Raw genomic sequence first — 542 nt, forward strand, 5'->3', positions numbered from 1 at the left:
GGCTTCTTCTCGGCATTCCCGCTGGTCGGCGAGTGGATCCAGCAGTTCCTGCTCGGCGGCTTTGCCGTCGACAACCCGACGCTGAACCGCTTCTTCTCGCTGCACTACCTGCTGCCCTTCGTCATTGCCGGCGTCGTCGTCCTGCACATCTGGGCGCTGCATGTCGTCGGCCAGACGAACCCGACCGGCGTCGAGGTCAAGACCAAGACCGACACGGTTCGCTTCACGCCCTACGCGACGCTGAAGGATGCGCTTGGCGTTTCGATCTTCCTGCTGGTCTACGCCTACTTCGTCTTCTACATGCCGAACTTCCTCGGCCATCCGGACAACTACATCCCGGCTGACCCGTTGAAGACGCCGGCCCATATCGTTCCGGAATGGTACTTCCTGCCGTTCTACGCGATGCTGCGCTCGATCACCTTCAACATCGGACCGATCGACTCGAAGCTGGCCGGCGTCCTCGTCATGTTCGGCGCCATCATCGTGCTGTTCTTCGTGCCCTGGCTCGATACCTCGAAGGTGCGTTCGGCGGCTTATCGCCC

Annotated in this window: 1 protein-coding gene; it reads left to right on the forward strand. The window is 61.6% G+C overall.

Going from position 1 to position 542, the window contains the following annotated elements; translation table 11 throughout:
- A partial coding sequence (locus IB248_RS30975; RefSeq protein ID WP_192242250.1) for a cytochrome b N-terminal domain-containing protein occupies positions 1 to 542 on the forward strand: 542 nt, incomplete at both ends.

This window comes from Rhizobium sp. RHZ01, assembly GCF_014851595.1.
Classification (GTDB): domain Bacteria; phylum Pseudomonadota; class Alphaproteobacteria; order Rhizobiales; family Rhizobiaceae; genus Rhizobium; species Rhizobium altiplani.